Origin of the sequence: Dysgonomonas sp. Marseille-Q5470 (genome assembly GCF_951230145.1) — a bacterium.
Classification (GTDB): Bacteria; Bacteroidota; Bacteroidia; order Bacteroidales; family Dysgonomonadaceae; genus Dysgonomonas.
On the sequence record NZ_CATNVE010000011.1, the window covers coordinates 31784 to 56915 of the forward strand.

A 25132-nucleotide genomic window follows, 5' to 3' on the forward strand; every position below is an offset into this window, starting at 1 on the left:
TTTTTCTATATTTTTTAGAGAAAAAGCATAGTTGGAATTCCTTTTTTTATGTCATTCAACAAATTGAGAACAATATTCAACAGCCTTTTTTACATCTTCAATGTTTTTGAAGTCAAGATTTAGTTCCTTTAGCTGTTCTTTTATTGTACTTTCTTGGTCTTTAAAAAGCTTGGCTAGGGAGTTGATAGAATTGAAACGCTTAAACTTTGATTCTAATTTTAGGTAATAAGAGTCATTAGGATATACAGAGTATCCACTAGAGTTTAAATTGTATTTCTTATCTTCCGCAAGTATACTGCCAATGCTCATTATTGCTGTTGTATTTGACTTTGTGCCAAATGCACCAGAAGTCCCTTCTTGTATAATGTTAGAGGATCTTCTGATATAAAAAAAGAGATCTTTAACTTTTATTTTTTCATAAAAAACATTGCCTTTTATATGCTCGAATATGCGCTTATTAAATTCAACATATTCAATATCTGAAACATCAGATAATTCCATAATTTTTTTTTCGGATAGAAAAAGTAGCTTCTCACTGACCGTGTCATAATTAAAGAACCCTTTTGATATTTTTTTGTTATCTTTATATATAATTTTTCCATCCATAAATTGATCACATAAATACCTTTTTGTCTGACCTTCTTGAGAACTCATCTCTAAAACAGAGAATAATAAAAATAAAATTACTACACCTTTAGTTTTCATAATTTATAAATGTTTTAAGTGAAAATTATAGACTACAAGAAAGAAGTTTTTATAATTAAATTAGTGATATGTTGATATTTCAGAATCAACTATTTTTATACTTGAAATGATTCCTTCCACTCTTCATATCCTCCATCAATGCTATATACATCAGAGAATCCTTGTTGCGATAAAAAATCTGCCGCTAGTTGGCTACTATTGCCATGGTAACAAATAACTAATACCGGAGTATCTTTCTCTGTCTCGGATAGAAATTTTGGAAGCGATGATTGGGTAAGGTTTATTGCTTGATCATCATGAGAAAGGCTAAAACTTAGTTCATCTCTGATATCTACAAGTACTGCGTGATTCTCAACCAATAATGCTTTAGCTTGAGAGGGATTGATATGTTTAAATGCCATAATAGTCTACTTCTTTAATTTTATATATACTATTATAACAAAACTATACGGATGTTGTTTGTTTATCGTGCTTCAGGCACAATAGTCCAATAGCAGTTAGCAGCCCGTTAAGTAATAATATTTCATATCCTACTGTGTAAGAAAATAACCTTAGGGAAAGAAATTCAATGAGATAGCTTAATGCCGGTGCAAGTATGCATATGTATGGCACATACTTGTCTCGTATGCTAACTTTTGAGAAAAGACCGAAGAAAAATAATCCTAGCAATGGTCCATAGGTATATGATGCTACTTTGTAAATAGTATCCAATACGTTTTCTTGATGAATAGAATTTATGATAAGGATTACAATTAAGAATGCCAGACTCACAAGTTGATGTACCCTTTTTCTTATTTTCTTTGCTTGCTCTTCATTATCTCGTTTGATGTTAAGGATATCTATACATACAGATGTTGTTAATGCAGTTAATGCCGAGTCTGCACTGGAGAAGGCGGCGGCAATTATACCGATCGTGAAAAATATAAGTACGGGAAAACCTAAATATTCGGTTGCCATAACAGGCAATATCTGATCGGAATGTTGGGGTAGGGTGATATTAAATTGGCTTGCAAACAAAATAAGTAAGACACCCAAAGATAAAAATAACAGATTGATGGGGATAAATGCAAATCCGTATGTCACCATGTTCTTTTGTGCATCTTTGAGGCTCTTGCATGTTAAGTTCTTCTGCATCATATCCTGATCAAGTCCTGTCATTACTATTGTAATGAATACTCCACTAAGGAATTGTTTGAAAAAGTTTTGACGGGAAGCCCAATCGTCAAAAACAAATATGCGGGAATGTTCGTTGTTGCTAATCATATTTACTGCTTGTGATATATCTAAGTCCATCTTTGATGCAACCTGCCATATTATGAGTATAACACCCAGTATCAGAGATGAAGTTTGTAATGTGTCTGTCCATATAATGGTCTTGATGCCACTGCGGAATGTATACGCCCAGATGAGTAGGATGATACCGGTAACGGTAATAAAGAACGGTATATTCCATTGATCGAAAACAAGTGTTTGCAATATGATAGCTACTAGGTATAGGCGTGCGGCAGCTCCGATGATTTTAGATAAGATAAAAAAAGAAGCTCCCGTTTTATATGAATAAAAACCAAAGCGCTTCTCTAAATAACCATATATGGTCGTGAGATTTAGCTTGTAATAGAGGGGGAGTAATACGAAGGCTACGACGAAATATCCAATGGTGAAACCAAATACCATTTGCATGTATGTCATATCAAATTTGCCAACCATTCCCGGAACGGATACAAAAGTTACACCGGAGATAGATGTGCCAACCATCGCTATGGCAACAACAAACCAAGGAGATTGCCTATTCCCTAAAAAGAATGCTTCATTATCACTGCTTTTTTTACTTACAAAATGAGAAATAACCAATAGCGTCGTAAAATAGACTGCAATAATAACAAGTATGTATATCCCCATAAGATGATTAGCTATATATTCTTTATATATTCCTGTAAAACGATTCTATGTAGACAGTATTGCTTACAAAGCCAATGTCAGTCATCTCTATATTTTACCAATGTAGAAAAATACAATTAGAGGTGACAATTTGGCATAGGTTTATGTCTGAATCAATTTTTAAGTCTTACTTAAAATAATTAAGCAGGGCTAAAGGTAAGAAATAAAGAAGTTGAAAATAATTCGTTGAATATATTTTTTTCTGAAAATGACTATTAATAAACAAATAGATTTAGTGAAAGCTTATGATATTATGTGTTGATTATATCCTGATTTAACCCCTTTCTCTAGACTTTCTTCAAAGTTAATGATACGTTATATTATTTGGAATAAAAAAGTACTGTTTGATTATAAATCAGACAAAAAGTCGGCTCCAATTGTTAAAATAATAATAAAGGATTTTTACTCGGTTAAAAGTGTTAAAAAATAATCTTATCTTGCATCAAGTGTACAGTTTTTGTATTTAAATTTGAAAATAAATTGAACGACAATAATCAGTTATTAAACAATTAAAGATACTTGCATATGAAAAAGATTTGGAAAAATATTTCAACCTATGCTTTGGTTGCATTAGTGAGTATAGGTGCTACTTATGGTATGTATACCTTTATGGATCATCGTAGAGGATATAGTTCAGCCGACTTTTATAATTATGGGGGAGAGTTTAATCAGAAAGGAGTTCATCTCGCCAGTTTGACCGCGGAAGGATATCCTGATTTTACTAAGGCGGCTGAGAATTCGGTACATGCTGTAGTACATATAAAATCAACCGTAAAATCACAGGCTCCTGCGCAGGGGCGTCAAAGGGCAATCGATCCATTCGAATACTTTTTCGGATTTGGTGATAGAGGTCAGGATTTGGGTACTCCCCAGCCGAGTGTAGGCTTTGGTTCGGGTGTTATTATCTCAAAGGATGGCTATATTGTTACTAACAATCACGTTATAGACAAGGCAAATGAGATAGAGGTTACATTAAACGACAATAGAAAGTTTACGGCTAAACTAATCGGTACAGACCCGCAGACAGATATCGCCTTGCTGAAAATAGAAGGAAATGAATTTGCATATATACCATTTGGCAATTCAGATAACCTGAAAGTAGGAGAATGGGTGTTGGCAGTAGGGAATCCTTTCAATCTGACATCTACAGTAACCGCCGGGATTGTAAGTGCTAAAGGTCGTGGTGGCATTGGTGCAAATAGTGGAGATATTCAATCGTTTATACAGACAGATGCTGCTATTAATAGAGGAAACAGTGGTGGTGCGCTTGTAAATACAAATGGAGAACTAGTCGGTATCAACACTGCCATCTATTCACAAACTGGTGACTTTGCCGGATATGGTTTTGCTGTTCCGATCTCTATCGCAGGAAAAGTTGTGGCAGATATAAAAGAATATGGTACTGTGCAACGTGCTGTGTTGGGTGTTATGATTCAAGATATCTCTGTAGCGAAAGAGGCTAATCCGGACAAGACAAAAGGTCTTAAAGCAAATGAAGGTGCTTATGTTGGTGGTTTTGCAGAAATGAGTCCGGCTAAACAAGCAGGATTAGAAGAAGGTGATGTAATCACGGCTATCAATGGCGTGAAGGTTAAGGGAGTGAGTGAACTTCAAGATCAGGTAAACAGGTTCCGTCCGGGAGATAAGGTGAAAGTAGATATAATCCGTGGAAGCTCTACTAAGACCTACGATGTTACACTCAAAAACAGTTCGGGTAATACATCTGTAGTCAAAAAAGGCGACGGTATAGCTGCTGTAGGAGCTGCGTTTAAAGAGCTGTCGGCAGACAAGAAGAAAGACCTGGGCGTAAGCTATGGTGTTGAAGTTGCAGGTGTTGATAATGGTGGTAAATTCTACAAAGAAGGGATAAGTAAAGGTTTTATTATCCAGAAGATAAATAATCAACCTGTATCATCTCCAAGTCAGGTAGAAAACATTATTACATCAACAGCAGGAAGTCAGGATAAAGTATTGTTCATATCCGGGATAACCCCATCCGGTGCAAGGAAATATTATGCGGTAGATCTTAGCGAATAAGTATCATATTCGTATTAAAATATAAATAACGCTTAAGTTCAAAACAATAATGTTACTTAAGCGTTATTTATATGTATAAACTTTATAAAGTACAAAATAATTATTCTGTTTAATAAGTATTATTTAAGCCATTCAACAATAAAACCAGACTGTTGATGGTGGCTATCTAGTATTTTTTTACTATATTTGCAAACATTTTTGGGGTATTTTATTATACATATCTGTATATGAGGCAGTTAAAGATTACAAAGTCAATTACTAATCGCGAGAGCGCGTCATTAGACAAGTATTTACAAGAAATTGGTCGTGAAGATCTAATTACGGTTGAGGAGGAAGTAGAGTTAGCACAGGCTATTAAAAAAGGTGACCGTGCAGCACTCGAAAAACTTACTAGAGCCAATCTTAGATTCGTGGTATCTGTTGCAAAACAATACCAAAATCAAGGATTAAGTTTACCCGACCTAATTAATGAGGGAAATTTGGGACTAATCAAAGCTGCGGAAAAATTCGACGAAACCAGAGGGTTTAAATTTATCAGTTATGCGGTATGGTGGATTCGCCAATCTATATTGCAAGCTTTAGCGGAACAATCGCGTATCGTACGCCTTCCGCTCAATCAGGTAGGCTCGCTGAATAAGATCAGCAAGGCATTCTCTAAGTTTGAGCAGGAAAACGAACGCAAGCCATCGGCAGAAGAGCTAGCAGAGCAATTAGATATACCGGTTGATAAAATCGCCGATTCGCTGAAAGTCTCAGGACGACACATTTCGATGGATGCTCCTTTTGTTGAAGGAGAGGACAACAGCCTGTTAGATGTACTTGTAAATGATGACGCCCCAATTGCAGACCGTAAGTTGATAAACGAATCGCTCCAGCAGGAGATCGAACGTGCATTATCAACATTGACAGAAAGAGAAAGTGAGATTATCAAAATGTTCTTCGGTATTGGGTATCAAGAAATGACCCTTGAAGAAATTGGTGATAAGTTTCAATTGACACGTGAGCGTGTACGTCAAATCAAGGAGAAAGCAATTAAGCGTTTAAGACAAAATTCGAGAAGCAAATTATTGAAAAGTTACCTGGGCTAAAAATAAATAGTCGGGTATTAAAAATTATAAAGGGAATTAGTAAAACTAATTCCCTTTTTTCTTTTTTGTCAAACCAAATTAGAATTTCTTTTTTAGAAATTCCATTTAAGTGGTTCGAAATAAGCCTGTGGGTGAAGACAAGCAGGACAGGTCTTGGGTGCCACCTTGCTTTTGATTACAAATCCACAGTTGCGGCATTGCCAGTCGATAGCTTCTTCGCGAGAGAAAACGCCATTGCTTTGTACACGAGCCAATAGAGCTTTGTAACGGTCTTCGTGCATGTTTTCTACTTTGGCTATCATTCGGTACATTACTGCAATTTCTTTGAATCCCTCTTTCTCTGCTATTTCAGCAAATGCAGGGTAATCAATAGCCCATTCTTCATGTTCTCCGGCTGCTGCTTCAATTAAATTTTCTTCGGTAGTACCAACTTTTCCGGCAGGATACATGGCTGTTATTTCAACCATACCGCCTTCTAGAAATTTAAACATACGTTTTGCATGTTCTTTTTCCTGATCTGCTGTTTCAAGGAATATTGCTGCTATTTGCTCATATCCCTCTTTCTTCGCAGTGCTTGCAAACATTGTGTAACGCATTCTTGCCTGTGATTCTCCGGCAAAAGATTTGAGTAGGCATTTTTCTGTTTCTGTGCCTTTAATACTTTTTTCCATAACCTTGATGATAGTTTTAAAAAAATGATTTTTACAAATTTAATATTTAAAATCCTTTTCTAAGAAAGAATTCAAATGATTTTATACCTTTGTGCCCTGAAAATTGAACTTCAGGACTTGTTATTACGTAATTGGAAGAAGCGAGTATAAGTGCTTCTAAATATTGTAATTTCAGAATATTAGATTTTTTATGTATTTTATAGCAAATAATAAATCACATTAATCCATTCCTCGTTTGTTATGAAAAAAGATTTCCTAAAAGACTTTACCCCTCAGTTATTTATTTCCTTAAAAACATATAGTAAAGAAAAATTTATAAACGACCTGATGTCAGGCCTTATAGTCGGGATTGTTGCCCTGCCTCTTGCTTTGGCTTTTGGTATAGCATCGGGTGTTACTCCCGAAAAGGGTATTATAACGGCCATTATTGCCGGATTTATTATATCGTTCATGGGTGGAAGCCGGGTACAGATTGGAGGTCCTACAGGAGCTTTTATCGTTATTGTATATGGAGTTGTTCAAACCCATGGGATCAAGGGACTTATTATTGCAACTATTATCTCGGGTGTTATACTTGTACTTTTAGGTGTGTTTAAGCTCGGGAAGATTATAAAATTCATACCATATCCTATTATTGTAGGTTTTACGAGCGGTATCGCCGTTACTATATTTACAACCCAGATAGCAGATGTTTTCGGATTGAACTTTGGCGGTGAAAAACTACCCGGAGATTTTATCGGAAAATGGATAATGTATTTTAAATATTTTGGAACGATCAACTGGTGGAATACACTTATCAGTATAGCCAGTATTTTTATAATTGTGATCACTCCCCGCATTGTGAAAAAGATACCGGGGTCACTCGTCGCAATTTTGATAATAACAGTAGTTGTATATCTATTAAAAACGTATGCCGGCATAGAAGTGATAGATACTATTGGGGATCGCTTCAGAATCAAGGCTGAGATTCCCGATGCAGAAATTCCGGTAATTAATATGGCTGCAATTATAGATTTGTTGCCCGTTGCTATCACTATAGCTATGCTTGGTGCGATAGAATCCCTTTTGTCGGCAACGGTTGCTGATGGTGTGATCGGAGGCGAGAAGCATAATTCTAATACTGAACTTATAGCACAGGGAATGGCAAATATAGTGACACCTTTGTTTGGCGGTATACCTGCAACAGGAGCTATAGCTCGTACTATGACCAATATTAACAACGGAGGACGAACTCCTATTGCCGGGATCGTACATGCAGTGGTGTTGTTACTAATTTTGCTTTTGTTTATGCCGTTGGCTCAATACATTCCTATGGCTTGTCTTGCCGGAATACTTGTCATTGTATCATATAATATGAGTGAGTGGCGTACATTTAAAGCTCTTTTGAAAAATCAGAAATCCGATATTGCCGTATTATTGATTACATTTTTCCTGACGGTAATATTTGACCTTACAGTAGCGATAGAAGTTGGACTACTATTAGCTGTTGTCTTATTCTTGAAGCGAATAAATGAGGTTACGCAAGTGTCTGTTATAAAAGACCAACTAGACTTGACGGATGAAAGTGAGTTTACTCAAAATGAAGAGATCTTATCATTGCCCGAGGGTGTTGAAGTATATGAAATAGATGGGCCGTTTTTCTTTGGTATAGCCAATAAGTTTGATGAAAGTATGCGCGAGATTGGCGAAAGCTCCAAAATAAGAATTATTCGGATGCGTTTAGTTCCATTTATAGATTCTACAGGATTACATAACCTGACCAGTTTGTGCAGAAAATCGATGAAAGACGGAATACAAGTTGTATTGTCTGGAGTAAGGCCGGAAGTGCATGCTATGATAGAAAAGTCGGAAATTCCGAATATGATAGGAGAGATTAATATTTGCGATAACATAAACCTGGCTATTGCGAGAGCAAAAGAGATACTCGAAAATGAAGATTAGAGCATCCAAAGCTCAACATATCATCAGAGGGTAAGGTATATTGTTTAATTGATTAAGTTACGCACGATGTATAAATGTATTATGAGTTAATCATAGTATCTTTACATAATGAAAGTATTACTGACCACGCTCAATGCTAAATATATACATACTTCGCTAGCTCTACGATGGTTGTATGTAGCCAACAAAGATAAATTTGATATCTCGTTTAAGGAATATGTAATAAAAGAAGAGATAACTACAATTGTAGACGATCTTTTATTACAGAACCCTGATGTCATTGGTCTCAGCGTATATATCTGGAATGTGGAAAAGGTGAAACTTTTGATTGATTTGATCAAAGAAAAAAGTCCACAAACCATTGTAATCGTAGGAGGCCCCGAGGTTACTTATGAGCCTGATTATTTTGTGGAAAATTGGAATGTCGATTATCTGATTAGCGGGGAAGGTGAATTTGTACTAGGTGAATTACTTACGGCTATAAGCACTAAAAGTAAGCCTATTATAGATGGTGTGTCGAAAAGAGGATCGGTAAGTAAGATTGTCGCTAAAGCTGATTTGGAGAAACTGGCATTTTTACCCTCTCCATACCAACTGGAAGAAGATAAGGAAAATATGAAAAACAGATTACTGTATTTCGAAACATCTCGAGGTTGCCCTTATCAATGTCAATACTGCTTGTCTTCACTCGAAAAAGGAGTCCGTTATTTCCCCAAGCATCATATTGTAGATAATCTATCTTATTTTATCCGGAGTAACGCCAAACAAATCAAGTTTCTTGATCGTACCTTTAATCTGAATAAGGAACATACACGATTTGTATTTGATTTTTTGATTGATCATTACCGCCCGGGTTTAAGCTGCCAGTTTGAAATATATGCGGACTTGCTGACTGACGAATCAATAAATTACCTCAATAAAAACTTACCGGAAAACTATTTCAGATTTGAGATTGGTATTCAATCTACTTACGAACCTACTAATATTGCAGTAAAACGTAAGCAGAATTTTGAATTGCTGGCAGGCAATATACAAAAGCTGATGGATGGCGGTAGAATATATTTGCATTTAGACCTTATCGCCGGATTGCCTTACGAGACTTATGAGCGATTTGTAAAGTCGTTTAATGATGTATTTCGTTTGAAGGCGAAAGAATTGCAGCTTGGCTTTCTAAAGATGCTGAGAGGTACATCTCTTAGACGCAACGCCGATAAATATGGATACAAATACAGCACTCTCGCTCCATACGAAATAGAGTCGAATAATGATATTACCCACGAAGAGCTGGAACGTATACATGATGCCGAGCATGCTCTCGAGAAATATTGGAATAGCGGGAAATTTAGCCGTACCATGCAGGTATTGACCGATACGTATTATAAAGATCGATATTTCGAGCTATTTGATGAAATCGGGCAGTATTATAATTTACATAATCTTCCGCATCATGGTTATCGGTTAGAAGATATATTTTTGTTTTTGCACAACTTCTTATTATCCCGAGGCATTGATTTGTTTAGAGAGTTAAGAACAGACTATTACTGTAACTTTAAGATACGTCCGCACGGATTTTGGGACGATAAAATAGAAAAAAGAGAAAGAAAGCAGCTGCTGTATCAAATAGGGAATGACAAACCATTTTTACAAAAATACGGATTGAATAGAAAAATTATAGAAAAGCAAGCCGCTATTGATATTGTAGAAAATAGTGACAATGAATATTTATTGACTGTTTTTCTTCAGAAGGATAATAGTGTAGAGCATTTGTTTCTCTCCTATACATTTAAAGAATAATATTATCTTATTGATAGATATTGTTCTTTCACATGATTATCTTTTCAGTAAGAAAAGTGACATTTAAAAAATTATATAAAAGTGTCACTTTTGTCACCTTTTGTCTGTAAATTGCTGTTTGTCAGTTTGATGAAAAAGTGACAGTAGCTATCTTATTTATATAAAAGGAAGATACATAGTTGTTTTGCCATATCGGGTAATTGCTTTGCCCATTGTTTTACGGACAGAGTTCTGATATACTCATTTTCACAAGTAATGTTCATTGCAATGCACAGCTTTGTGGAAGGCGTACAATGCTTGATAATATCTTCAACCAGCTTCTGATTACGGTAAGGGGTTTCTATAAATATCTGTGTCTGGTGCTCGTGATGTATTAGATTTTCAAGCTGTTTGATCTTTCTGATACGTTCTGTTCCATCTATAGGCAAATAACCGTGAAATGCAAATCCTTGTCCGTTAAATCCGGATGCCATAAGCGAAAGAAGAATAGACGACGGTCCTACTAACGGAACTACTTTATAATTCTTCTTCTGGGCAATAGCTACTATGTCGCTTCCCGGGTCGGCTATCGCCGGGCAGCCCGCTTCGGATATAATACCCACATGAAATCCATTTACCATAGGGTTGAGGTAATTCTCGATGTCCTCGGGCTTGGTATGCTTATTCAGCTCGTAGAAGGTAAGTTCATCTATATTGATGTTGCTCTCTACTTTTTTCAAGAAACGACGGGCAGAGCGGATATTCTCCACAATAAAGTATTTTATTTGTAAGATGATCTCTTTGTTGTATGTAGGCAATACCTGTTCGATAGAAGTTTCTCCTAGTGTGACGGGTATGAGATATAACGATGCTTGCATAGCACTTTAGTCTTTTAGTTTATATAAATAATAGGTTTTGAATTTATCTTCAATATATGTGTCTACTATCTTATAATTCTCATTCAAAGCCGGTAAGTTGAAGAAATAGTCGAAGTTGAGAGAGAATTGGGATAATATGATGAACTGGACTTTTTTATTTTCTATGTACTTCGTCTGCTCATCCCTCATTTCGGGATAGATAGAATGAGGTAGATTTGGTGAAATAAAGTATTTGACATTCGGTACAATATTCGCTTTTGTAAATACGCCACTACCGAGGTCTAAACCAAGATTGAGCAGTGTGGGGTTGCTTTCCTTCATTACAATGTTACTAAAAACAAAGGTCGGATTGTCAGGTTCTTCTTTTCTTAATAGTTCCGCTTTGGATAATGAAAAAAAGTTCTTTTCTCTTGTTCCTATTCCAATAGCTAATACAAAGAAGAGGATATAAAAATACCATTTGGGTTGTAGTTTTAGGAATTTGCGAATAATATCTACTATTGCAATCCCCCCTAACAGGCTGAAAATGTAATAAGGAATAGTATAATAGTACATAAAGAGAAATGTCATAGATATGATAATATGTACAGCAAAGAAAGACAATATGATCGAGGCTTTGTATAGTGTATTACGAATATATTTTGTAGGAAAGTAAAAAGAGCCTGTATAGATAAAGAAATAAGTGAGTGGTTCAAATCTTATACGTTGATAAAAGCGTACAATAACTAATTCTATCATCTCATTCGCATTAAATCTGGCATATTTGCTATTCAATACGATATATGTATTCCAAGCATCAGAAAGAGCATTATTGTAAATAAAATAAAAGATTATGGGCAAGAATAATATTAGTAGTCCTGCAATATAGGCAAGAATATTCTGAAATAAGTTTTTATAATTTTTTCCTATGATAAGATTAATAAATACAGCTGCCAATGGAAAGAACCAAAAAACAACTAAATTGATTTTTATCAGCATGGTAGCAGCACACATAATACCATGAATAAGCATGATTAGAGGTTTATGTGTTTTGCTATTGTCTTTAAAATGAGATAAAAAGAAGAAGAGACTAATAGTTGCAAATACAAGTATCATTTCTTCTGCCGAACCTCCTTCCAATATATGTGGCAAGGTGAATAAAGGATAGATAAGAGCTACGATGAAGGCATATATTTTATCTATATATAGCTTGGCTGTAAAATATCCGGCACATATCATAAAAGCCCACATCAGCACTTCAATGATATACATTCCAAAGAAGGTTGTGTTAGAAATAAGATACGCTATGCCATAAATGAAAAATATTAGCGGTCCCTTATGATCAAATAATTCAGAGTAAATAATTTTTCCATTAAAAATTCCTTTTCCAATTGTAAAATATAGATTTATATCATCCCATTCATTAAAAGGGTATAACGGTGACATTTTAGAACAAAAAAACAGTAAAAGGAATGAATAAACGAAAAGTATAATTAGTGTTTTTTTCTCTGAAATTATTTCTTTTCTTATCATTAATTTAAATTATTACTTTGAATCGAAAGTAAAAGTAAAGAATATTATTCAAAAGAATAAATAATTGTATTTATAATAGTTTTGCAAATTAATATAACTTTGTAATAAATATATGATAATGGATTTATCTTCTGACTTTATTACCCGTACAAAAGTCCTTTTAGGGGAAGAATGGGATGCTTTTGTACAAGCTCTAAACAGTCAATCTCCTACGAGCATTAGAATAAATAATCATAAGACTGAGAAACCGTTACTCAATAGAGTTCTGTGGTCTCAATCAGGATATTACCTACCTCAAAGGCCTTCATTTACTTTCGATCCGTTGCTTCATGCCGGATGTTATTATGTACAAGAGGCCTCTTCAATGTTTATAGAACAAGCTTTCAGACAATATGTTGCAGAGGATGATGTGCGTATCCTTGATCTTTGCGCTGCTCCCGGCGGTAAATCGACTCTGATAGCTGATATAATGGGAGAGGGTAGTCTTTTAGTTTCTAATGAGGTAATCCGCACCAGAGCGAATATATTGGCTGAGAATATAACAAAGTGGGGTAATCCTAATACGGTCGTGACTAACAACGATCCGCACCAGATCGGAAAACTACAAGGCTTCTTTGATTTTATATTAGTGGATGCTCCGTGCTCAGGGGAGGGTATGTTCCGAAAAGATGAGGGTGCAAGATCGGAATGGTCGATAGACAATGTCAAGCTCTGTAAAGAACGTCAGCAACGTATTTTGGCAGATATATGGCCGGCTCTCAAAACTGACGGCTTGTTATTATACAGTACATGTACATACAATGTGGATGAAAACGAAGACAATGTACAATGGATTTGTGAAGAGTTGGGAGCAGAGGTTTTACCAATAGACGTTAAAGAAGAGTGGGAGGTAAGCCCTTCTTTACGAGATAGTTTTCCTGCTTATCGATTCTTCCCCCATAAGACTAAAGGAGAAGGATTCTTCTGTGCTTTACTTAGAAAGACTTCTGACGAAGGTTCTTTAAAGAGGAGGAAGGATAAAGAGAAAACATCAAAAAGTATTATTCCATTTGATTGTAAAGACTATGTGAAAGATAATGAATCATTTACATTCTATTCTCAAAAGGATAGATGGTTTGCTTTTCCTTCACTTCTGTATAATGACCTTACTCTGATAAAGTCGCAGTTGAATGTTATCTCAGAAGGAATCTGCTTGGGAGAGGTTAAAGGAAAGGATTTTATCCCGGATCAGTCTCTAGCATTAAGTACATGTCTCAATGCTGTGAATTTCACTACTTATGACGTGGACTGGAAAACCGCTATAGCTTATCTACGCAAAGAGACGCTATTATTGCAAGATCAGCCAAAAGGCTATATCTTAATTACCTATAGGAACAAGCCATTGGGGTTTGTAAAGAATATAGGTAATCGTGCTAATAACCTTTATCCACAAGAATGGCGAATACGTTCAGCAAATATTCCTGAGGCTGAGGTGAATGTTATCTAATCTAATCAGTTTTTATAAAACCTAGGGTACGACCAATCTTTGCAAATACACGGAATCCGTTGTATATCCATGTTTTAGATTTCATTATGTCGGTCACAAATCCATTCTGATCGAGATAATATAATCTTTTGAGTTTTTCTGTCAGTGAGGGACTAAGAAGTTCATTGCATACTTGCAGCTTCTCTTTGTATATAATTGCTCCCCCAATTTGTGTGCTAAAGCCTTCCATATTATAAATGGAAATAAAAGTGTCTACATATCTCACAGGTAAATGGTCGAGTGCAATTCCTTGGAAAAATAACTTCCAGTCGGACATAACTTTAAGGTCTTCGCTGTATAGTCCGTATTGTTCGAAGTTCGATTTGTGTATAAAGAAGGCCTGATGACATAAGAAACCGGCAAACAAGTCATAGATAGCAAAACACCAATCACGACCTTTGTACGATTTATCTGCCTCTAACTTTCCTCCAACTTCCATATAAAAATTTCCGCAGATAAAAGGTTCGTGGGGATCATCATTGAATATATCATGAAGGACATTCTCATTGTATAATACATCGCCAGAATTGAGAAAATATAGATATTCGCCTTTAGCTTGTTGGATACCTTTATTCATAGCATTGTAAATACCACTATCTTTTTCACTTACCCAGTAGCTGATCTTGCTTTTATATTGATCTATTACATCGATACTGCCATCTGTAGACTGACCGTCAATAATGATAAATTCAAAGTCGGAGAAAGACTGTGAAATAACACTCTTTACGGTTTTTTCAAGACCCGCTTTATCATTCAAATTGACAGTTATAATTGATAGTTTCATGATTTACTTTCGCCTCGATTTTATTAAGAAAGGATTTAAGAATACAAGCTTCTGATAAAGTGATAAGACTGTGGCCGCTTTACGCAGGCTATAGCCCTTAGCGTAATATATCTGTATTTTGTACATCCTTTTTATCCGCTCAATGATTGTTCTCTTATAGCTACCGTTTGTATATGTATTAAACTCATGCAATAAATAAACCATCCAGGCTGTTTGATTTAGAGGCTTTAGAGTAGAAGATATTCCTCCGAGATGTTGCCTATAGACCGCCATATAATCAGGTAGGAATTTTATCTTACCCGATAGTGACACAATCAGTTGAAGAGCGTAATCTCCATTTTTTACAGTATAGTACCAGTCCGGTGTTTTATGTGCATCTTTACGAAAAAGGATAGAGGCAGTAAGTAACCCCCAATCTTTTTGAATAATGTCTGTTGTAGTCAATACATCCCGTTCCATCTCTATATTTTCATCCAAATGTCCGCACATCAGAGTATGTACCTTATGAGAGCACATAGCAAAGTCGGGATTAGCCTCCATAAAATCGACTTGCTTTTGGAGTTTGTAAGGGTCAGTCCAAAAATCATCACCATCACACAGCGCTATATATTTTCCACGCCCGCTATTAATATTGTTTATCCAGTTGAGCATCATCCCCTGATTGGTTTCAGGTAATCTTAATCGTATAATGTCGGGATACTTCTTCTGATATTCTATACAAATAGCACGGGTATTGTCTGTACTGCAATCCTCACCGATTACCAATTCGAATGGAAAGTCGGTTTTCTGCATTACAACTCCTTCTATAGCCTCCGCTATAAACTTTTCATGATTATAAGTAATCATGGAGGCAGATACGATTATGTTGTGCTCTTTGTTTATCATTGAATAATGGTGTTCAAACTCTTAAAAGGTGACAAAAGTAACAGGTTTATTATTCTTTTTGATTGTTATTTTATCTTTCCCCAATAAAAACATTTTATAAAGATAATTTTTGTGTAAGAATATATGATCTAATTAATAGAGAATTAATTATAGATAAATATTTAGCTTCCAACCTATATTGTCTTTGTCTAAGAAACTTTCATAATACAAACCTATTGAAAAGTTATGGATATTTTCTGCGTATAATCGAAATCTTTTTGATAATGATATCTTATAGTCAAACTGTTTGTTATATATAAAATATTCAGAAGCTATGGTTATTTGAGCTTGAGAGAATGATTTGTCGGCATAAATAGTCCCTCCAACTTTCTTTTTTCGTCCTATTAGGTAATTAGCACCTAATCCCAAGCTTATATCTTTTATATTATAACGATAAAGAAGAGAGTGATTTTGCCATTTTATTTTGTTATCTATATATTTTAGTTTTCGTATTCTGTATCCGTATGATAAATAATCATTTGAGCTTTTCTTACTTTTTATAAATAGATTATGATAGCCTATAATTGTGCTAATATCATATGATCCTTTGCTATCGAACTGATGAGTCAAAGATAACCCTAGATTTGTCTTTATGTTGCTTATCCCTCCAAAATAGATTTTTGCTTCATAGCCTAACGGTAATCTGGTAGAACCTGAGTATCCAAAAGAATATAAGTCGTATAAGTAGCACATAACCAACATTCCTTCTGTCTTATAACATCCTGTCGCTGAAAATTTAGATTCAAACTTTCTTTTACTTTCTTCTAATTCTAAAATTCCAGATATCTTATTTATGAAATCACTAACTATAATAGCTTCTTTTAATGATCTATTAGTTTCAGGATTCCAATACTTCTTAAAGTGATATTCATCCTTATTTGTATATTCTATACAATAAGTTATGCCATCAAAACCTTGTTTCCATCCCTCAATCTCTCTATCTATTTTTAATTCTAAGATTTTTGAATCGTTTATAATATTGTATATCTTAGCTATTTTAGTTTGGTTTATTTCTTGCTTTAAATATATAGTATCACTGTCTTTATTCGAATTCTTTTTCGTTTTAAATCTATAATTAGTCAATGTCCCTCCCATAAGCCCTTGATCCATCCATATGTCAATAATCTGACCATAATTTTTGAATCTAAAATAAAAATCATGTTTGGAGCTGAGGAGATCGGGTAAATCAAGTTTTTTATAAATTTTTTCATTCGTTTTTAAATACAAGGTATCATCACATATCTTCTTAATATTTTGAGCATTAAGATTCCAGAATAATGAACTGAAAATAATCAAAGATAAACAACGATTCATAATTATAGGATATACTGTTTTATGTTGTTAATATTTATTTGTATCACAAAATCAGCTATTTATCACATTTATTATTCTTTCCATATCCTCTTCATCATATCGATGATCGCAAGGTAGAGGCAACAGGTAGTTGACTATCTTATATTCGGGAGAGCCTTTTTCTACAAGTCCTAGTGTTTCCTTCCAATATGTAGATACATATATTTTGTTATCAATCAGATTCTTTCTTAAATCACGATCTTCTGAATAGAACATATAACTCAGTGGGCACGTATCTGAGGGAAAGTTATCATATTCAAACTTATTATCTTTCCCCAAGACAGAATGTAAATAGTTAAAGTTTTTTATCTGTCTTTCTTTTAGATTTTCGTAGTCTATGTTAGATAGCAATGCAGAAGCAAGATTCGACATCCGCTTTATTGGTTGGCCAACGAGGCTTGCGCAGTAGTCAAGATAATCCTCATAGGCAGCACTGGCATTACCGTATTCGATCCGTTTCATCAAATGTGTCATATGTGGAATAGAGAAGTCTTGCTCAAGCTCTTCATTCAGAAAAGTATCTGTATATAGATAAGCTCCGTCGGGGAGTCCAAAAAATTTGCGTGGAGAATATATTGTGTCGATACCTTCGTAAGGTTTCGAAAAGAAAGCATGCGTATTATCAACTATCAATTGTTTTCCAAATTCTTTGACAAGCTGCAAAACGGTGCAACACTTTATGCCATAAGTGTCGGAATAAAAAAACACTTCATCTTCTTTTAATTCTTTATCGAAAATAGGATTGAGGCGGGAATCTACAGAATAGAATTCAGATTCGATCCCTAGTTTCTTTATAGGTTCCCAGATAACTTCAGAGTTCAAATATGGAATATATATCTTTTTATATTTCTTTGCTCTTAGTATATATTCAAGACAGTTGCGAGCAGTATTTAGATGTAATGCTCCTTTATGATAATGTTCTCCTTTGCGAAGTTGAAGTTCGAAGTATCCTCCTATCTCTTTCATGTCTTTAATATTTTCTATGAAGTATTACCTATGATTAATAATATTTTAGCTTTTTTGTAACGTTAAATCAATTTGTACTCATTTAGCATATCTTGTATTTCTGCCAAACTGTTGAACATCATAACGTCTATAATCGATAGCCAAGGGATGAAATCATTATTGAATTGTTTATAAGCAACAAGATTGGATGATAAGAAGCGGAGGCTTACTCCCTTTTTCTCGAAGTCCTTTGGATGGTACAGTTCTTGTCCGCCAATTGCATTATAATAATCTTTTGCTCCTAGAGTCTTACATATAGCTATTACCCTATCTTGTCCCGCAAGAGTTTGATCTATATCAATTGTTGATGAAATAATAATTTCAGTATGAATATTCAGATATTTACAAACCTCTTTGATTGAATTATAAATATATAAGAAAAGATTTTTCTCTTCGTAGTTGATAATATCTTCCACAATTGGTATCACCTGCTCAAAATAAGGAGCCTTGCGATATGATTCTCTTATCTGATTTATTAATTTTTTCTTATCGAAAGAATCGGCTACAGAGCGATCTTTTATATCCAGATAATCGGAATCTTTTTCTACCGATATTGAGATTAGCGTATCCTTGTTGTTTTGTAGGATGCGATTACGGTTGATCCATCCTTTTTTTGTATATTTAGCATTATCGTATATTACATACTTATCTACGGCATTCAGTAGCTGAAAATAGCCAATGTATGGCATAAAATAAGGCTGCATTATTCCTAAAATCATTTTTCCCAAGGTTTATTTTTAATTAGCTCGCATATTTTTTCTACTTCTTCAAACTCCAAATCTGTGTACATCGGTAAGCATACAATTTCTTTAGACACTTGTGCTGCAACTGGCAGGTTGCTAACACTGGCAGAAGGCAGTCCTCTATATGTCGGGAAATCACTTATAAGAGGATAGAAATAACGGCGTCCGAATATATCATACTCCTGTAACTTGAAGTACAGATCATCACGATTCATGCCATACCCAGCTGTATTTACTCGTATTGGATAATAAGGGTAAGTATGCTCTACTCCTTCGCCTACAGCCATATAAGTGATTCCTTTTACATCTTTCAGCAGGTTGTCGTACAATTTAGCCAGCTCCAGACGTTTAGCGATATAATTATCTACATGTTTCAATTGCAGTGAGCCATAAGCTGCTTGCAATTCATTCATCTTGGCATTTATACCCGGCTCAATAACAGTTGTTTCGTTCCTGAATCCGAAGTTCTTTAATAAATCGATACGCTGTTTCGTCTTTTCATCCTGACAAACAATCGCACCTCCTTCTATTGTATTGTAAACCTTTGTTGCATGGAAACTGAGAATAGATAAATCACCCCAATTCATTACCGACTGTCCATCTTTTTTAACAGCAAAAGCATGAGCAGCATCATATATTACACGTAGCCCGTAGGTGTCTGCTATGCGTTGTATTTCTTCTACATTGCACGGATTGCCATAGACATGCACCGGCATGATGGCGGTTGTCTTTGGCGTAATGGCTGCTTCTATCTTTTCGGGATCTATATTATAGTTCTTGCTATCTATGTCTACAAAAACAGGCTTGATGTTGTTCCACCACAATGAGTGTGTTGTTGCAACAAAGCTGAATGGAGTGGTTATAACTTCACCTGTGATACGTAAAGCCTGTAATGCTGTTATTAATGCCAGTGTCCCATTGGCAAATACAGAGATATGCTTAACGCCAAGATAGTCTGCCAGTTCTTTTTCGAACTGTTCATGAAACGGACCATTGTTTGTCAACCATTTATTATCCCATATTTTTTGCAGATAGGGAATAAATTCATCCAAAGGTGGAATTGCCGGTTGGGTAACCATTATTTTCTTGTTCATAATCTTTTACCTAATAAGTTTATTGTATAAGTTTCTAATCCATAAAGGAGTAAAGCTCTTTATTCTGCCTCTAAAAGATTTATCTCCGTAAAGCAAAATTTCGAGTCTCCGTTTATGTTTTGTGAAGGTTTCTGTATAGTTATAGTTTAAATACTTATCGTATTCATTAATCAGCTCGATAATCTTTGCACACTGGTCTTTTTCGTCCATCCGCGACCATTGTCCGTTATCATGTATCCTATATGCCGAAGTTACGTCTTTGAGATATAGCAAGGGTGCAAATTGTCCCATATACATCCCTAGCATCCAATCGGCTATTTCCATATCAAACAGTTTTGGGTCTAATTGCTGTATATGTTTTCCTCTGAATACGCAACAAGACAGATTACCTATGCGGTTTCCCAATGCCAACTGATCGGTAGTGATCAGTTCATAGTCTGTATCAAGAGTCCAGTCAAATATTTCTTCTGTATGTTGATCTTCAAACAAGCGTATGTGTCTGTTGTAACTCATAGAGGAGTTTGGTATCTTCTCCAGATGATTGATATGATTCTCCAGGTGGGATGCCTTTACCCAATAGTCGTCACCTTCCATGATGGCAACATAGTCTCCTGTACATGTTGCAAAAGCCTGTTGGTAATTGCGTATATATCCTACATTTTGGCCTTTATGTAGATAATGAAAAACAAATTTTGTTTTCGATTCATACTCCTTTATAATCTCTACAGTATTGTCGGTAGAGCAATCGTCGGCAACAATAATCTCAACATTGTGAGATGTTTCCTGCATCAAAATACTCTCCAATGCCGGACGTATATAATTGCTGTGATTGTATGTGATGAGTATGATATTTATTTTCATATTTTGTAAAACTCTGTTCTTACATTCGAATATTGTCCAATGGTCTTTTCTCTGTAAAAATACAGTTATGAAAAGAGCTTTCTTAATACTTTTTGTACAAAACGGAATGGTTTGTATATCATTCTACCCAATTTGTATTCTGGGGTATGATAATGCCAGTAAAGTTCTTTATTGTATGTTTCTGCTTTAATCCGATCTCTAACAGGATTCAAATACTCAAGAAACAAAGGTATATGATTCTTAAACATTTGTAAAAGCATTGCATCATTTTTATCTGTTTCACGGAATATACGCATCGATCGTGAAACTTCTTTTATCCTATAATAATAGTGAAAGTCATTAAGTTTTATAACCCTATCATTCGGTGTGATCAACGAAAGGTAAAAATCCCAGTCCTCTATACCGTCAAACATATTCGGATTGTAACCTCCAGCTTCAAGAAAGTCAGATTTTCGGAATATGGCTGAATTGTAGATTTGATTTTCCGTAAGCATTTTTTCAAATACAAAATCAGGATTTATCCTTTTTTCATTTACATCGCCAAATAATATTGTATCACTATATATTAGTTTTATCTCAGGGTCTTTTGTAAATGCCTTTATTGCCTCGCTAAAATAATGAGGACCTAACTTATCGTCTCCATCCAAAGGAACTATATATTCTCCAATAGCTTGAACAACTCCATAGTTTCTGGTATCACAAACCCCGCTGTTTTCTTTCCAAAAATATTTGAACCGCTTGTCTTTTTCTATCCATAGCTTTGCAACTTCTTCTGTATTGTCAGGTGAACCATCATTAACCATAATACATTCCCAATGAGGATAATCCTGATCGAGAAGTGATTGTAGTGCCTCAGGCATATATTTAGCCTGATTATAGCACGGCATGATAACGGATATGATAGGGTTCATAATATAAAGTTTATAGTTTAAGCCATTTTAGTAAACCTAGCTTCTTTAAGTACCTTACACTTATTGATGTTTTTAATTTATATAGCTCTTGTCTTTTATCCATCCAGTCTTTATATAAGGTATTATAGATAGGATAAGAGCGAGCTATATGTTCGTTGCGCTCATCTATAAGCAATTGCTTGTTTGAAGCATTCGAACTGATTCCATCAATATAGAAAGTAGAGAAACAACCATCAATATGTCTGTATGTACATCTTAGCAGGCATATAGCATCCATAAAGAAAGCCCAGTCTGAAGTTATCTTTTTTTCTTCCGAATAATAGCCATATTTTACCAAAAGTTCTTTTTTTATAAAAGAAGCTGTGTGTGGTAGCGTGTCTTCTGCAAAATATTTAAAATCAGGATTGCTAGGATATTGTTTTATATAGCTTGTATTTGATAAACTATCGGCAATTTCCATATCAAAATATACGATATCTTCCCCTGTAATTTGGGATATAATCGATTGTAAATCACAATCCTCTTTTATTACATCTCCACTGTTTACGAACAATATATATTGCCCTGTTGCTTGCCTGATCCCTTTATTCATAGCATTATATATGCCAGAGTCAGGTTCGCTGATCCAAAAGTTTATTTTGCTTTCGTATTTTTTTATAACATCAACACTTCCATCGGTAGAGTTCCCATCAATAAGAATATATTCAATGTCATACAGATCATTAGAGATAACGCTGTTAATCGTTTTCTCTAACCCTGCGGCATTGTTATAGTTAATTGTTACAATAGATACTTTCATCTTATTATAAGTCTCGATATTAATCTTTTGAGTTCATAATAGGCAACCATCGGGCGTTTTTTTATAAACATTGATAAAATAGCTTTGTTTACAAAATCCGGGTATGAAAATTTTAATTTATATGATTGCCATTTGTAATACCAATTCTTGCTATATTCTTTATCTAACTTCAAATGTAGCCTTTTTGCTATAATTTCGGAAACTTTATAACCCTCTAATATTCCCAGTCCTCTATCTTCGGATTTGTTTGATACATTTACCGAATGTGTTCTAAAATAATTTAGATACTCTTTTACTTCAGACACCGTAACTTCTCCCTCACCGCAAAAGCTGCCCCATAATAACCAGTCACCACAGTATTTGAAATTTATAATATTGTTCCACAGATTTGCGGCGATAGCATCTTTCTTGAAAATCACCATACTGGCATTGCAAATAGGATTGCTATATAATAAGTAGTTCTCAGTGAACAGATTGATATCCATCGAGTAATCGGGTAGGATAGTGGGTTGCTCCATTACTCTATTGCCGCCTTTGTCAACGATTGTTGTAAGAGCAAAGCAGAGTACTGAATTATATTTAGAAATAGAACCCATCGTTTTTTCAAGAAACGTAAGCTCTGCATAATCGTCACTTTCAGCAATCCAGATATATTCTCCTTGGGCTAACTCAATCCCTTTCTTCCACTGTTTGAATGTAGAACCGGAATTAGTCTCATTATATACAATATGCGATATATGAGAATTACTTCTATATTCTTCAATTACATCTTTACTATTGTCCGGTGAACAATCATCCAGAATGATCAGCTCAAAATTCTGGTATGTCTGATTTAGTATTGATTCAATACGTTGTCTCAGATATGGAGCATGATTATAATTGGGAAGAATAACTGATACCATTTTTAGCTGTTTTTAATATCTATTTTCCAGGAGTTGGAATCGCTTGCCGTTTTGAAATAATATATCTCTTCATCTGTTAGATTCTGGTCGTCAATATACCACCCCTTATGTTGTGCTGTATAATCTCCGGCTATTCTTATTGCCGAATAAAAATTCAACAAATTATATTGATATTGTGGTGGATATAAAGCAAACGTTGTATCCAGTTCATTCAAATACAAATTTTCTCCAACAAGATTCTCCCAATGCTTTTTTTCCCACTCTAAAACTTTTGCCTTATGTTGGTAATAGTCAGGAATATCATCAATCTTGAGAGCAAAACCAACTTTGGTAATATGTTTATTATTATCCAGTGTGTTTATCATTTTATGTAAATATTCTACCGGTAGATTTGCGTTTGGGATAATATCCGAATCTGTTACAATATGATATCCTTTAGAATATTTCTTATATAAATCTTGATTTTCCCAAAAAACCATGTGACCATAGTTTTTCTGCATATATTCTATCTTAATATCCTTTTCGATCTCTTTATAGTATTCTAAAAGAGGTGGATATGTTGAATTGTTGTCAACTATAACAATGTTTTTATGTCTTCTTCCCTTTAAAAACTTTACAAGGATTTTTAAATCGGCAAGACGGTTATAATTAATTATAATTATAGGAATAATCAGAGGATCATTTTTTTGTTGACGAACTGTCTTATTGAAAAGATAGATCAAAGAATTCTTTCGACGATTGTAGATATACTCTTTCCAAAAAGAATATGAAAACAAACTCAAAAAAGCAACCCTTTTCATAAATAAAAATAAATTAATTCTATTATTTTATCAATCCGAACTTCTGTTTGATATTTCGTAAAAAATCATTTAGTTTACTGTATTTCTTTACTTTTTCATATTTATTTTTGAGCATTTCATATTCATATCTAGTAACAAAATTTTCTAAGAAGAAATCTTCAATATTTATACCTCTTCTTTTTGCTGCACTAAGTATTGTAAACCATTTCCAGTAGTATGCTTTATCTGAATTAGATAAAGTTGATATTCCAGAGTTATGAACTCTATAATAATAAAGAAACTTGTCGAGGAAAAATGTTTTCCCTGTTTCGTACAATTTATAATATAAATCTTGATCTACAGCTCTAATTAAATATGAATCTATTCCATCTGTTTTGTCATAAAAGCTCTTTTTGAAAGAAGCAAATGCGGTAAATTCCCCATGCATATTGAAAAACATTTTTTCTCCAAAAGGTACATTTTTTGCTGCCGAATATTCTCCTAGTATTTTTAGTTTTTCATCACAAAAATAAAGTTTGGAATGTACTAGAGAACAATCCGGATTTTGCTCATGAACTGCAATCATTTCAGCCAAAGCGTCTTTAGATAGAATGTCATCCGGATCTAAAAAACCACAGATTACTCCAGAAGCTTCATCAACACATCTTCTTTTGGTATATCCACATCCTTTGTTTTCTGTATTACGAAAAATTTTTATTTTCTCATTCTTTTGATAGCTCTCATAAGCATCGGATGACGAATCTGTCGAAAAATCGTCTACAATAATTATTTCCCAATTATTATATGTCTGATCGAATATACTCTGGATAGCATCCTCGATATATATTCCGTTATTATAATTGGCTATAAGAACAGAGAATAATGGATTATTCATTTTATCAAAATATA

23 protein-coding genes are annotated in these 25132 nt (G+C 34.5%); 5 read left to right on the plus strand and 18 right to left on the minus strand.

Annotation, left to right across the window (positions count from 1 at the left end; all coding sequences use genetic code 11):
* Positions 1 to 51 precede the first annotated feature (51 nt).
* The 3 genes from QOX35_RS14795 to QOX35_RS14805 form a co-directional block, all read right to left on the minus strand.
* Positions 52 to 705: a hypothetical protein gene (locus tag QOX35_RS14795; protein WP_283687579.1), complete on the minus strand. Its 654-nt coding sequence runs from the start codon at positions 703 to 705 to the stop codon at positions 52 to 54.
* Between the two features lie 95 nt (positions 706 to 800).
* Positions 801 to 1106 carry a thiosulfate sulfurtransferase GlpE gene (gene glpE, locus QOX35_RS14800; protein WP_283687580.1) on the minus strand — a complete coding sequence of 102 codons (306 nt, stop codon included), beginning with the start codon at positions 1104 to 1106 and terminating at the stop codon, positions 801 to 803.
* Positions 1107 to 1149: 43 nt separating this feature from the next.
* On the minus strand, positions 1150 to 2604 hold the full coding sequence (locus QOX35_RS14805) for a sodium:solute symporter (protein WP_283687581.1): 1455 nt from the start codon (positions 2602 to 2604) through the stop codon (positions 1150 to 1152).
* Positions 2605 to 3168: 564 nt separating this feature from the next.
* Here QOX35_RS14805 and QOX35_RS14810 point away from each other — a divergent pair.
* Positions 3169 to 4680 (plus strand): Do family serine endopeptidase, encoded by a 1512-nt coding sequence (locus QOX35_RS14810; protein WP_283687582.1) that lies wholly within the window; start codon positions 3169 to 3171, stop codon positions 4678 to 4680.
* Between the two features lie 227 nt (positions 4681 to 4907).
* Complete coding sequence (locus tag QOX35_RS14815) at positions 4908 to 5768, plus strand: sigma-70 family RNA polymerase sigma factor (protein ID WP_006843542.1); 861 nt, start codon at positions 4908 to 4910, stop codon at positions 5766 to 5768.
* A 92-nt stretch (positions 5769 to 5860) separates the two neighbouring features.
* Here the strand turns inward: QOX35_RS14815 and rbr are convergent, their stop codons facing one another.
* The gene (gene rbr / locus QOX35_RS14820) at positions 5861 to 6439 is read right to left on the minus strand and encodes a rubrerythrin (RefSeq protein ID WP_006843541.1); all 579 of its coding nucleotides are present in this window, start codon (positions 6437 to 6439) and stop codon (positions 5861 to 5863) included.
* A gap of 240 nt (positions 6440 to 6679) precedes the next feature.
* Here rbr and QOX35_RS14825 point away from each other — a divergent pair, with 240 nt between their 5' ends.
* Both QOX35_RS14825 and QOX35_RS14830 read left to right on the plus strand, forming a co-directional pair.
* Positions 6680 to 8380, plus strand: coding sequence for a SulP family inorganic anion transporter (locus QOX35_RS14825; RefSeq protein ID WP_283687584.1), 1701 nt, complete (start codon positions 6680 to 6682; stop codon positions 8378 to 8380).
* Positions 8381 to 8488: 108 nt separating this feature from the next.
* The gene (locus QOX35_RS14830; protein WP_283687586.1) at positions 8489 to 10174 is read left to right on the plus strand and encodes a B12-binding domain-containing radical SAM protein; all 1686 of its coding nucleotides are present in this window, start codon (positions 8489 to 8491) and stop codon (positions 10172 to 10174) included.
* A gap of 152 nt (positions 10175 to 10326) precedes the next feature.
* On the opposite strand, the gene QOX35_RS14835 is transcribed toward QOX35_RS14830, so the two are convergent.
* Positions 10327 to 11031, minus strand: coding sequence for an SAM-dependent methyltransferase (locus QOX35_RS14835; RefSeq protein ID WP_283687587.1), 705 nt, complete (start codon positions 11029 to 11031; stop codon positions 10327 to 10329).
* Positions 11032 to 11037: 6 nt separating this feature from the next.
* Complete coding sequence (locus QOX35_RS14840; protein ID WP_502846773.1) at positions 11038 to 12282, minus strand: hypothetical protein; 1245 nt, start codon at positions 12280 to 12282, stop codon at positions 11038 to 11040.
* Between the two features lie 379 nt (positions 12283 to 12661).
* On the opposite strand from QOX35_RS14840, the gene QOX35_RS14845 reads away from it, so the two are divergent.
* Positions 12662 to 14029, plus strand: coding sequence for a methyltransferase RsmF C-terminal domain-like protein (locus QOX35_RS14845; protein WP_283687589.1), 1368 nt, complete (start codon positions 12662 to 12664; stop codon positions 14027 to 14029).
* Between the two features lies 1 nt (position 14030).
* Here QOX35_RS14845 and QOX35_RS14850 read toward each other — a convergent pair whose 3' ends face one another.
* The 12 genes from QOX35_RS14850 to QOX35_RS14905 all read right to left on the minus strand — a co-directional run bounded on the left by QOX35_RS14850 (position 14031) and on the right by QOX35_RS14905 (position 25118).
* The gene (locus QOX35_RS14850) at positions 14031 to 14852 is read right to left on the minus strand and encodes a glycosyltransferase family 2 protein (protein WP_283687590.1); all 822 of its coding nucleotides are present in this window, start codon (positions 14850 to 14852) and stop codon (positions 14031 to 14033) included.
* 3 nt (positions 14853 to 14855) lie between these two features.
* The gene (locus QOX35_RS14855; protein WP_283687591.1) at positions 14856 to 15737 is read right to left on the minus strand and encodes a glycosyltransferase; all 882 of its coding nucleotides are present in this window, start codon (positions 15735 to 15737) and stop codon (positions 14856 to 14858) included.
* Positions 15738 to 15884: 147 nt separating this feature from the next.
* Entirely contained in the window at positions 15885 to 17090 is a 1206-nt protein-coding gene (locus tag QOX35_RS14860; RefSeq protein ID WP_283687592.1) for a hypothetical protein, read from the minus strand.
* 51 nt (positions 17091 to 17141) lie between these two features.
* Complete coding sequence (locus tag QOX35_RS14865; RefSeq protein ID WP_283687593.1) at positions 17142 to 18095, minus strand: aspartate aminotransferase family protein; 954 nt, start codon at positions 18093 to 18095, stop codon at positions 17142 to 17144.
* Positions 18096 to 18157: 62 nt separating this feature from the next.
* Complete coding sequence (locus QOX35_RS14870; protein WP_283687594.1) at positions 18158 to 18853, minus strand: WbqC family protein; 696 nt, start codon at positions 18851 to 18853, stop codon at positions 18158 to 18160.
* On the minus strand, positions 18850 to 19971 hold the full coding sequence (locus tag QOX35_RS14875; protein ID WP_283687596.1) for a DegT/DnrJ/EryC1/StrS family aminotransferase: 1122 nt from the start codon (positions 19969 to 19971) through the stop codon (positions 18850 to 18852). Before QOX35_RS14875 ends, QOX35_RS14870 begins: the two co-directional genes overlap by 4 nt.
* A gap of 6 nt (positions 19972 to 19977) precedes the next feature.
* Entirely contained in the window at positions 19978 to 20832 is an 855-nt protein-coding gene (locus QOX35_RS14880) for a glycosyltransferase (RefSeq protein WP_283687597.1), read from the minus strand.
* Positions 20833 to 20897: 65 nt separating this feature from the next.
* The gene (locus tag QOX35_RS14885) at positions 20898 to 21743 is read right to left on the minus strand and encodes a glycosyltransferase family 2 protein (protein ID WP_283687598.1); all 846 of its coding nucleotides are present in this window, start codon (positions 21741 to 21743) and stop codon (positions 20898 to 20900) included.
* Between the two features lie 10 nt (positions 21744 to 21753).
* The gene (locus QOX35_RS14890; RefSeq protein WP_283687599.1) at positions 21754 to 22542 is read right to left on the minus strand and encodes a glycosyltransferase family 2 protein; all 789 of its coding nucleotides are present in this window, start codon (positions 22540 to 22542) and stop codon (positions 21754 to 21756) included.
* Entirely contained in the window at positions 22539 to 23444 is a 906-nt protein-coding gene (locus tag QOX35_RS14895) for a glycosyltransferase family 2 protein (protein WP_283687600.1), read from the minus strand. Before QOX35_RS14895 ends, QOX35_RS14890 begins: the two co-directional genes overlap by 4 nt.
* Positions 23445 to 23446: 2 nt before the next feature.
* A complete protein-coding gene (locus tag QOX35_RS14900; RefSeq protein ID WP_283687601.1) occupies positions 23447 to 24244 on the minus strand; it encodes a glycosyltransferase in 798 nt (265 codons plus the stop codon).
* A gap of 22 nt (positions 24245 to 24266) precedes the next feature.
* Positions 24267 to 25118 carry a glycosyltransferase gene (locus QOX35_RS14905; RefSeq protein ID WP_283687602.1) on the minus strand — a complete coding sequence of 284 codons (852 nt, stop codon included), beginning with the start codon at positions 25116 to 25118 and terminating at the stop codon, positions 24267 to 24269.
* Positions 25119 to 25132 lie beyond the last annotated feature (14 nt).

Excerpts from the sequence above, each read along its gene's own strand:
- QOX35_RS14825 (WP_283687584.1), top strand. The coding sequence starts at position 6,680 with ATGAAAAAAGATTTCCTAAAAGACTTTACCCCTCAGTTATTTATTTCC.
- QOX35_RS14865 (WP_283687593.1), bottom strand. The coding sequence starts at position 18,095 with ATGAAAGAGATAGGAGGATACTTCGAACTTCAACTTCGCAAAGGAGAA.
- QOX35_RS14815 (WP_006843542.1), top strand. The coding sequence starts at position 4,908 with ATGAGGCAGTTAAAGATTACAAAGTCAATTACTAATCGCGAGAGCGCG.
- rbr (WP_006843541.1), bottom strand. The coding sequence starts at position 6,439 with ATGGAAAAAAGTATTAAAGGCACAGAAACAGAAAAATGCCTACTCAAA.
- QOX35_RS14805 (WP_283687581.1), bottom strand. The coding sequence starts at position 2,604 with ATGGGGATATACATACTTGTTATTATTGCAGTCTATTTTACGACGCTA.
- QOX35_RS14880 (WP_283687597.1), bottom strand. The coding sequence starts at position 20,832 with ATGAAAATAAATATCATACTCATCACATACAATCACAGCAATTATATA.
- QOX35_RS14795 (WP_283687579.1), bottom strand. The coding sequence starts at position 705 with ATGAAAACTAAAGGTGTAGTAATTTTATTTTTATTATTCTCTGTTTTA.
- QOX35_RS14905 (WP_283687602.1), bottom strand. The coding sequence starts at position 25,118 with ATGAATAATCCATTATTCTCTGTTCTTATAGCCAATTATAATAACGGA.
- QOX35_RS14845 (WP_283687589.1), top strand. The coding sequence starts at position 12,662 with ATGGATTTATCTTCTGACTTTATTACCCGTACAAAAGTCCTTTTAGGG.
- QOX35_RS14870 (WP_283687594.1), bottom strand. The coding sequence starts at position 18,853 with ATGATTTTAGGAATAATGCAGCCTTATTTTATGCCATACATTGGCTAT.
- QOX35_RS14895 (WP_283687600.1), bottom strand. The coding sequence starts at position 23,444 with ATGGTATCAGTTATTCTTCCCAATTATAATCATGCTCCATATCTGAGA.
- QOX35_RS14860 (WP_283687592.1), bottom strand. The coding sequence starts at position 17,090 with ATGAATCGTTGTTTATCTTTGATTATTTTCAGTTCATTATTCTGGAAT.
- QOX35_RS14850 (WP_283687590.1), bottom strand. The coding sequence starts at position 14,852 with ATGAAACTATCAATTATAACTGTCAATTTGAATGATAAAGCGGGTCTT.
- QOX35_RS14830 (WP_283687586.1), top strand. The coding sequence starts at position 8,489 with ATGAAAGTATTACTGACCACGCTCAATGCTAAATATATACATACTTCG.
- QOX35_RS14890 (WP_283687599.1), bottom strand. The coding sequence starts at position 22,542 with ATGAAAGTATCTATTGTAACAATTAACTATAACAATGCCGCAGGGTTA.
- QOX35_RS14810 (WP_283687582.1), top strand. The coding sequence starts at position 3,169 with ATGAAAAAGATTTGGAAAAATATTTCAACCTATGCTTTGGTTGCATTA.
- QOX35_RS14900 (WP_283687601.1), bottom strand. The coding sequence starts at position 24,244 with ATGAAAAGGGTTGCTTTTTTGAGTTTGTTTTCATATTCTTTTTGGAAA.
- QOX35_RS14835 (WP_283687587.1), bottom strand. The coding sequence starts at position 11,031 with ATGCAAGCATCGTTATATCTCATACCCGTCACACTAGGAGAAACTTCT.
- QOX35_RS14885 (WP_283687598.1), bottom strand. The coding sequence starts at position 21,743 with ATGAACCCTATCATATCCGTTATCATGCCGTGCTATAATCAGGCTAAA.
- QOX35_RS14875 (WP_283687596.1), bottom strand. The coding sequence starts at position 19,971 with ATGAACAAGAAAATAATGGTTACCCAACCGGCAATTCCACCTTTGGAT.
- QOX35_RS14840 (WP_502846773.1), bottom strand. The coding sequence starts at position 12,282 with ATGTATATCATTGAAGTGCTGATGTGGGCTTTTATGATATGTGCCGGA.
- QOX35_RS14855 (WP_283687591.1), bottom strand. The coding sequence starts at position 15,737 with ATGATAAACAAAGAGCACAACATAATCGTATCTGCCTCCATGATTACT.
- glpE (WP_283687580.1), bottom strand. The coding sequence starts at position 1,106 with ATGGCATTTAAACATATCAATCCCTCTCAAGCTAAAGCATTATTGGTT.